The sequence below is a fragment of the Paraburkholderia mimosarum LMG 23256 = NBRC 106338 genome, from assembly GCF_000739815.1.
GTDB classification, from domain to species: domain Bacteria; phylum Pseudomonadota; class Gammaproteobacteria; order Burkholderiales; family Burkholderiaceae; genus Paraburkholderia; species Paraburkholderia mimosarum.
Map to the genome: position 1 here is coordinate 55,428 of NZ_BBJJ01000042.1, position 7,894 is coordinate 63,321.

Here is a 7,894-nt window from a genome sequence, read left to right on the forward strand (position 1 = left end):
TTTCCCACCCAAAACGACATGATCGAGACGTGAGCCAGCCCGAACTCCTGAATCTCGCGCATCTGCGCGCCTTTCGCCTCGTTGCCGACACCGGGAGCGCCACGCGCGCCGCTTCGGCCCTCTACCGCGCCCAGTCGGCCGTCACGCGCTCGGTGCAGGAGCTGGAGACTGCGCTTGGCGCGCCGCTCTTCGAGCGCAAGCCTTCGGGCATGCTTCCGACGGCCGTAGGCCGCGTCGTGCTCGAGCGCTGCGCGCGCATTTTCGGCGAACTCGAAGAGCTCGCGCAGTGGTGCGCGGCACGCCAGGCGCGCCGCCGCGCGTTGAGCGAGGGCACGCTGCCCGCGTATCTACTCAATACGCGCCGGCTGCAGCTTTTCGTCGCGCTGGCGCGGCACCGCCACATGCCGAGCACGGCCAATGCATTCGGCATAAGCCAGCCCGCGGTGAGCAGCGCCATGCGCGTGCTCGAAAGCGGCTCGGGCGTCACGCTGTTCCATCGCGGGCCGCGCGGTGTGCTGCTCACGGCCGAGGGCGAAACCTTCCTGCTGCACGTACGGCGCGCGCTCAACGAACTGCGCCACGTGCCCGACGATATCGCCGCGCTCCACGGCAATATCCAGGGCTCGGTGACGGTAGGCGCACTACCGCTCGGCCGCACGCTGATCCTGCCGGCCGCCATTGCGCGCCTTTGCGCGCAGCATCCGGGCGTGCGCGTGGTCACGGACGAAAGCGCCTATGAACTGCTGGTGGCGGGCTTGCGCGCGGGCGACGTGGACTTCGTGCTCGGCGCGCTGCGCGAGAACGATGCAGCAAGCGGCCTCTCCAACGAGCGGTTGATGTCCGAGGATATGGTGGTGCTCGCGCGGCGCGACCATCCGCTCGCGAAACGGCACGGGCTGACGCTGAACGATCTGCGTGATACGCAGTGGATTCTTTCGCGTACCCATTCGCCCTCGCGCGGGCTCGTGGAGGCGCAGTTCCGGCGCGCGAAACTCAAGCCGCCCATGCCGACCGTCGAAACCGCCGATCTCGCCGTGATTCGCGGCCTGCTGCTCGGAACGGACATGATCACGGCGCTTTCGGCGCAGCAGTTGCACTATGAAATCGAGTCAGGCCAGCTCGTGATTCTCGACGTGCCGCTGCAGCACACGCGCCGCGACATCGGGCTCACGCTGCGCGCACAAGGCTCGCCCTCGCCCGCCGCACGCGCACTGATCGACGCGATCCGACTCGCGGTGATGGATGTCGCGCCAGGAACGCGCGTGGTGGAGGGTCGGCGCACCGGTTGAGCGCGGCGCGCGGGTTCGACGTAGAACGAGCGCCCCCGGGGGCGCTCGTTGTCATTTCAGCGAGAAGAATCCAGCGCGCGACGGGAGAGTGCTGAAGGGTTTCGTTGCCAGAACGATCCGCGCTGTGCTCGCTCACCACGAGCATCGATTTTTCAGTCATTTCCGGTTCACCAGACGTCGATCATCACGAAGGTTTTGGGCGCGCCTCGCGAACCAATGAAAGGACTGTCAAAGGCATCGAATTTGCTTATCGCTAGTTGCGCAGCGTGACGCATGGTTGAGCGCGCAACGTTGGACGACAACGATGTTCGCCCCCGTGTCGCGTTCACCGTTTCCGGCCCCACAACCAGCGGGCGAATCACGATCTTTCGCACAGCCGCCGTCTCGAGCCACGTGTCGTCTCCCCTGCAACCGGGCGCGAAATATCTCGTAGACGTTCGGGCTCGCCTCAGAAAAGCGTTGGTCTCCCGCGGCCTCTTGTGAACGGATGCGAATCGCCGTGGAAGAGCTCCATCGTGAGCTGCGTCCAGTCGGGCACCCGGGAGAGGTGGCGCGTTCGGGCGCCGCCATGACGCAAAGACGCCGTGTGCTCGGCAGGCGGCGCATCGAAGAGATCGCGTGTGAAGCCGCGCGCCTGCTGCGCGCACGCCTGGCTGCGCACCCGCTTCGTGAGTTCCGCGTACGTTTCGAAGTCGCCCATGCGCGACGCCTCGTGAATGGCCGCGAGGTCGCGCGCCTTCACAGGCGTGGGTTGCGTGAGGCGCACGAAATACGGCGCCTCCAGCTCCGCCGTGAACACGAGCGGATGGCTCTTGCCGGCCGCTTCCGCGGCGCGCTCGACGCAATCCACGACGACCGTGCCCTGTGAAGGCCTTGGCGCCTTCGCCGTGCTCACGCTGCGCAGGCGTTGGGGGAACACGCGCAGCGAGTTGCCGACGCTGAGCTCCGCAGGCGAGACGCAGACGAGCGCGTAGTAGTGCTCGCGTGCGGCGCCCGAGGGCAGCGTGGCGCCGCTCGTGACGAATACGTGCGGTGGAAGCTGGCGCACCTGGCCGCTTGCGTCGATCCACGCATTCCAGACGACCACGCCGGCGCGCTTGCCGCACTTGTCTTGCGTCGCGCGCGGACGGCTTGCCGACGGCGAGAACAAGGCGAGAAGCGAGCCCGTGCGCAGCGCGGCGACTTGCGCGCTGCTCCCGAGCGACTGGCCGATGCCCCACAGAAAACGTCCGCCTCCCAGCCGGCGCTCCCACTCCTTGCGCACCACGAGCGTGGTGAGATCAACGCCTGCCTCGGGTGCGATACGGGACCAGCAGAAGGTGGGCGGTAGGTGTTTCAGTGCCATCGGCTTCCTCGGAATGCAGCTGCCCGCCGATTCCGGCAAGCAATTCAATAACCATTACTGTATAGGTATAATGCATGACATGGAAGCCCCAGACACTTTTTTCCCGGTGCAGGAACTGCTGCGGCGGCTAACGGACGACTCACGCTCTGCCAGCGAGATTGCGCGGCTTTCTGGCGTCAGCCAGCCTACGGTTTCGCGCCTTCGCACGTCGAACGGGCGGCGCATCCGTCGGAGTGCGTCATTCAATAAGCTATGCAGTTTCTATGGCGTGAAGGCTCCGCCTGCTGGGCGGCACGCGGCCGCTTATAACGAATTGCTGCGCAACGCGATCGTCGAGGCATGGGACGGCTCAGAAGAGCACGGCCGCGCGCTGCTGCTCGTGATCAAGGGATTGAAGGAACTGAGGGAAAGGCCGGGTTAGGCGTGAGAAGCGGGGCACTGTGAGAAAGCGCGAAAGGTAACCGTTTATGGGAATTTTGCTGTGCTTGCGGGGCTTCCAGGGGCGTCGCGCCCCGGGCGGAGGCTGTGGCTGGCGGTCAAATCCCCATATGTGGTGACCTTGGCTTTTTTCTGCCCGTATGCGTCACCGTACGTATGATGATGACGCCCACTGGGCAATCGCCCATCGCAAGTTTTGACATTGGCCACTTCACCCTCGCATCCGCATGTCCGCCGACACCGCACGCACCCACGCGAATTCCCCCGCAACGCTGCGCGGCCAGTGCCTGTGTGGCGCCGTGCGCTATGCCGTCAAGAACGCATTTCGCTACGCCTTCATCTGTCACTGCTCGCAGTGCCGCCGTGCCACAGGTTCGGCGTTCAAGCCGTTTGCGGGCATCGAAAGCGCGGCACTTCGCCTCACCGAGGGAGAAGGCCGGACAATGATCTACGGCGATCCACCAGGCGCCCACGACGTGCATTGCGGCCGCTGCGGCTCACTGCTTTATTCGGTCGTGCGCGAAGGCGCTTATGTTCACGTGACGCTCGGCACACTGCTCGATACGCCGGATATCCGCCCAAGCGCCCATATGTTCGTGAGCTCGAAAGCGCCGTGGTTCGAAATCGCCGGCTCGCTGCCGCAATACGATGAATTCCCGCCCTGACGCCCCGGGGCCGCGAACAGGTGAGCATAGGAGCGGCCATACCGGTATCGCCACACGACTGCCCGCCGTCGTGCCGATGGGCTAGTCTCGGGACATCGTTTCCTCTTGTCCCCGTGGACTGCGAGCCCCATATGGACCTCACGACGATCGAGACTTACACGAGCCGCGCCGGGAACTTCGCGGCCGAATGGGCAAACCAGCCCGCGCCCGACGACCTCTACGCGCGTCTGGGCGAAAGTGCGCGCGACGCCGCTGGACGCCTGTATAGCGCATTCGATCGGGCACTCGTGAACGATGCGCTCCAGGGCACCGCCATTGCGCTCGACGAGCGCTCAGTCAACCGGTCTTCTGGCAAACGCGTTCAACGTATTGTCGCGATTCGTGCGTGAGGGGAACCCTGCACGGGCGAAGGCTGCGAGCGCACGATCGGCTAACGGGGAACGATTCGTGTGTCCGTCGGACGCGAAAAACGGGCGAACCAATGGCTTGAAAATTGGTCTAAGCGACTCACGTAGGAAGTACGTCAGTTGGAGCGTTGCCAAACGATTCGACCCTCAAAGCGGCGATGTGCCGCAAACACGACGATTCGGGTTGCCTCGCATGCCGTAACGCACTACCATACGCGGTCTTTCTGCATTGCACGAAAATCCAGGCTGCCACGCCTCCAGGCGTTTGGCGCTCGCTTGGCGGGACCGGCGTGCGCCCCCGCCCAACTCCCCTGCAATTTCGTCATCGCCAGGACGCCACGCCGCTGGCGCGTGACCCTTTTTGCCCTTGTCGGGCTATCCCTTCGAGGAGAATGTATTGACAAGCCATGACCGGGACGACGCGCTGACCTCGTCTGCCCGCCCCGCACGCCGCTCGTCGAAAGACAGGACCGGCGATACGACTCCAGTGGACGCAGGCTCGCAACTCGAAAAACGCCAGCATCAAATGCGGGCGCTCATCAAGCTCGGCCGTGAACGCGGCTACCTCACGCACGCGGATATCAACGACCATCTGCCCGACAACTTCGCGCAGACGGCCGCGCTCGAAACGATCGTCGCCACGTTCAACGACATGGGCGTGCAGGTCTACGAGCAGGCACCCGACGCCGACACGCTGCTCCTGAACGAAGATTCCCGCGCCGACCAGCAGGCCGACGACGAGGCGGACGAGGAAGTCGAAGTCGCGCTCTCCACCGTCGACTCGGAATTCGGCCGCACCACCGACCCCGTGCGCATGTACATGCGCGAAATGGGCTCGAGCGAGCTGCTTACGCGCGCCGGCGAAATCGAAGTGGCCAAGCGCATCGAAGACGGCCTCCAGGAAATGATCCAGGCAATCGCGGCATGCCCGTCGATCGTCGCGACGATCCTCGCCGACGCTGACCGTATCGCGGCTGACGAAATGCGCATCGACGAGCTCGTCGACGGCATCGGCAGCGACGAGGCCGCGCAGGAACCGGCCGTGGCCGAAGCCGACGGCGGCGAAGAGATCGAAGCGCAGGCATCAGACGAAGAAGAATCGGACGACTCGAGCGATGACGAAGACGACAGCGGCGACAACAGCAAGGCCAACGAAGCCCTGCTTGCGCAACTGAAGGCGGACAGCCTCGCCATCTTCGCACGCGTTCGCGCGCTGTACGAGCAGATGGCGTGCACGGCGGACGCGGATGCGCGTGCGTCGGCAGCGGAAATGCAGATCTGCGCCGACATCCAGACCGAACTCGCGCCGATCCGCTTCACCGCCCGCACGATCGATCGCCTGTGCACGCTGCTGCACGATCAGGTTGCGCAGATTCGCGCGATCGAGCGCAACGTGCTGTCCATCGTCGTCGATCGCTGCGGCATGCCGCGCGAAGCCTTCATCGAGCAGTTCCCGGGCCACGAAACCGACCTGGACTGGGCTGTGCGCGCCGCCGCGGCGTCGAGCAAGTACGGCCCCGCGATCGAGCGCAGCCTGCCGGCGATTCAGTCCGAGCAGCGCAAGCTCGCCGACATCGAAGCGGCGGCATCGCTGTCGCTGCAGCAGATCAAGGCGATCAACCGCCGCATGACCGTCGCTGAATCGAAGATGCGTCAGGCCAAGGGCGAGATGGTCAAGGCCAACCTGCGTCTCGTGATTTCGATCGCAAAGAAGTACGTGAATCGCGGCATGCAGTTCCTCGACCTCATTCAGGAAGGCAACATCGGCCTGATGAAGGCGGTGGACAAGTTCGAATATCGCCGCGGCTGGAAGTTCTCGACGTACGCGACGTGGTGGGTGCGTCAGGCCGTCACGCGTGCGCTGGCCGATCAGGCGCGCACGATCCGCGTGCCGGTCCACATGATCGAAACGATCAACAAGCTCAACCGCATTTCGCGCGAGATCCTGCAGCAAACGGGCATGGAAGCGCATCCGGCGGATCTCGCCGCGCGCATGGGCATGACCGAAGAGAAGGTGCGCGGCATCCTCAAGATCGCCAAGCAACCGGTTTCGCTCGAAAGCCCCGTGGGCGACGATGGCGATGCGACGCTCGGCGACATGATCGAGGACGCAGGTTCGGCTTCGCCGGCAGACGCCGCGATCCACGCGAATATGCGCGCAGCAATCGACGAGGCGCTCAAGGCGCTCTCGCCGCGCGAAGCCAAGGTGCTGCGGATGCGCTACGGCATCGACACGACCTCGGATCATACGCTCGAGGAAGTGGGCAAGCAGTTCGACGTGACGCGCGAGCGTATCCGCCAGATCGAAAGCAAGGCCATGCGCAAGCTGATGCACCCGAGCCGTGCCGACAAGCTGCGGCCGTTCCTCGAGCGTTAAGCCGTTGCTACGCTTTTTGCAGCTGTAGCGGGAAAAGCCCGTCACTTGCGTGACGGGCTTTTTGTTTTGCGCAACGGCGATTTTGCGGCGTCTCTGGCAAGAGCGGTCGGTATAGCGTCGGCGTGACGGCCGCGCAATGGACCGCTATATTGAGACACTACCGTGACTTCCGTGTGCCTCGCCCGAAAACTCACATAGGCACTGTTCAACACTTATGACGAAGACGATCTCGCGAATCCTGATCGCGCATCCCCGCCTTCCACCATTGGCCGATGACTACGCCGATGCTTTCGACAGGGCTGGCGTAGAAGCGAAGACCTTCATCATTGAGGAACAGATCCACTGGGTTTCGCGCTACGTCTTTCGCAGGATAAACAAGCTCGCCCGTACGCTTCGCCTCGTCCCGAGAGGCACGGATTTATTCCGACAGCACCGCCTTGGTGAAGTCAACCATCTTGCGACCCGGCTCAGCGAAGAAGTGGCAGCATTTGAGCCCGATGTCGTTCTTTGCATTCATGGCAAAAGAGCGGAAATCTGCAAGCTGCGAGATTCAAACGTGGTGAAGATCGGCTGGTGGGTCGAGCAAAGCAACGACTGGTCCGATCTGGAGGCTGCCTCGCGAGGCTTCGATCTCTACTTTGCATTCGCACCCGAAGTCGTCGATGCGATCGTTTCTCACGGCCGTGATGCACGCTACTTGCCGCATGGTGCGAATGCTCGTCAGCATTATCCGATTGCCGGCACTGCGAAAGAAATCGACCTGGTCTTTGTCGGAGCATGGAGTCCGTGGCGAGATCAGGTCATTGCGAGCGCTTTCGACGTGACTCAGAACATCGCGCTTTACGGGCATTCGTGGCTCAAGAAAAGCCGGTTACCTCGCGATATGCTGCGCAGCATCCACAAGGGAGACCTGATCCTCGGCACGCAACTGAACGCGCTTCACAACAGGGCCCGCGTGGTCCTCAATGCGGACCGGACGGTGAGATTGGGGCTGAACATGAGATATTTCGAGGTTCTAGCCAGCGGGTCATGCCTGCTGACGGATAATGCCCTCGATCTCCACAACTATTTCGCCGATAACGAACACCTGTGCGTCTATCACGATCTCGAGGACATGCAGCGCAAGCTGCGGTGGCTTCTGGACAACGAAGACGAGCGTCTACGAATCAGCGGGAACGGTTTCCGGGAAGTCACCCAGCACCACACTTGCGACCACCGGGTGCAGTCGCTGCTCGCGTCGATCAGCGAATGGCGGTAGCAAAGGCGATGGGCGATCGACCTCGTCGCGTTGCGTCGGGCAGCGCCGCTGCCGCCACCGAAGCCGCGACGGCCGGGCCGACGTGACGGAGGAGTCCGGCGCTTTACCGGAGCCC

Annotated in this window: 7 protein-coding genes; 6 read left to right on the forward strand and 1 reads right to left on the reverse strand. The window is 63.7% G+C overall.

The window, feature by feature from the left end; all coding sequences use genetic code 11:
- The first annotated feature begins 29 nt into the window (after nucleotides 1–29).
- The gene (locus BMI01S_RS25095) at nucleotides 30–1,289 is read left to right on the forward strand and encodes a LysR family transcriptional regulator (protein ID WP_042290916.1); all 1,260 of its coding nucleotides are present in this window, start codon (nucleotides 30–32) and stop codon (nucleotides 1,287–1,289) included.
- Between the two features lie 448 nt (nucleotides 1,290–1,737).
- On the opposite strand, the gene BMI01S_RS25100 is transcribed toward BMI01S_RS25095, so the two are convergent.
- A complete protein-coding gene (locus BMI01S_RS25100) occupies nucleotides 1,738–2,634 on the reverse strand; it encodes a hypothetical protein (protein WP_063619609.1) in 897 nt (298 codons plus the stop codon).
- Nucleotides 2,635–2,713: 79 nt separating this feature from the next.
- Between BMI01S_RS25100 and BMI01S_RS25105 the strand changes: the two genes are divergently transcribed.
- The 5 genes from BMI01S_RS25105 (at nucleotide 2,714) to BMI01S_RS25125 (ending at nucleotide 7,779) form a co-directional block, all read left to right on the forward strand.
- The gene (locus BMI01S_RS25105; protein WP_028213855.1) at nucleotides 2,714–3,055 is read left to right on the forward strand and encodes a helix-turn-helix domain-containing protein; all 342 of its coding nucleotides are present in this window, start codon (nucleotides 2,714–2,716) and stop codon (nucleotides 3,053–3,055) included.
- A gap of 244 nt (nucleotides 3,056–3,299) precedes the next feature.
- The gene (locus tag BMI01S_RS25110) at nucleotides 3,300–3,737 is read left to right on the forward strand and encodes a GFA family protein (RefSeq protein WP_042290918.1); all 438 of its coding nucleotides are present in this window, start codon (nucleotides 3,300–3,302) and stop codon (nucleotides 3,735–3,737) included.
- Nucleotides 3,738–3,868: 131 nt separating this feature from the next.
- A complete protein-coding gene (locus tag BMI01S_RS25115; protein ID WP_028213853.1) occupies nucleotides 3,869–4,126 on the forward strand; it encodes a hypothetical protein in 258 nt (85 codons plus the stop codon).
- Between the two features lie 415 nt (nucleotides 4,127–4,541).
- Nucleotides 4,542–6,521 carry an RNA polymerase sigma factor RpoD gene (rpoD, locus tag BMI01S_RS25120; protein WP_028231827.1) on the forward strand — a complete coding sequence of 660 codons (1,980 nt, stop codon included), beginning with the start codon at nucleotides 4,542–4,544 and terminating at the stop codon, nucleotides 6,519–6,521.
- A gap of 214 nt (nucleotides 6,522–6,735) precedes the next feature.
- Nucleotides 6,736–7,779, forward strand: coding sequence for a CgeB family protein (locus BMI01S_RS25125; RefSeq protein WP_028231826.1), 1,044 nt, complete (start codon nucleotides 6,736–6,738; stop codon nucleotides 7,777–7,779).
- Nucleotides 7,780–7,894: the final 115 nt, after the last annotated feature.

Bases quoted from the DNA above. Each gene is read 5' to 3' on its own strand.
- BMI01S_RS25100 (WP_063619609.1), bottom strand. From the start codon at position 2,634: ATGGCACTGAAACACCTACCGCCCACCTTCTGCTGGTCCCGTATCGCA.
- BMI01S_RS25105 (WP_028213855.1), top strand. From the start codon at position 2,714: ATGGAAGCCCCAGACACTTTTTTCCCGGTGCAGGAACTGCTGCGGCGG.
- BMI01S_RS25110 (WP_042290918.1), top strand. From the start codon at position 3,300: ATGTCCGCCGACACCGCACGCACCCACGCGAATTCCCCCGCAACGCTG.
- BMI01S_RS25115 (WP_028213853.1), top strand. From the start codon at position 3,869: ATGGACCTCACGACGATCGAGACTTACACGAGCCGCGCCGGGAACTTC.
- BMI01S_RS25125 (WP_028231826.1), top strand. From the start codon at position 6,736: ATGACGAAGACGATCTCGCGAATCCTGATCGCGCATCCCCGCCTTCCA.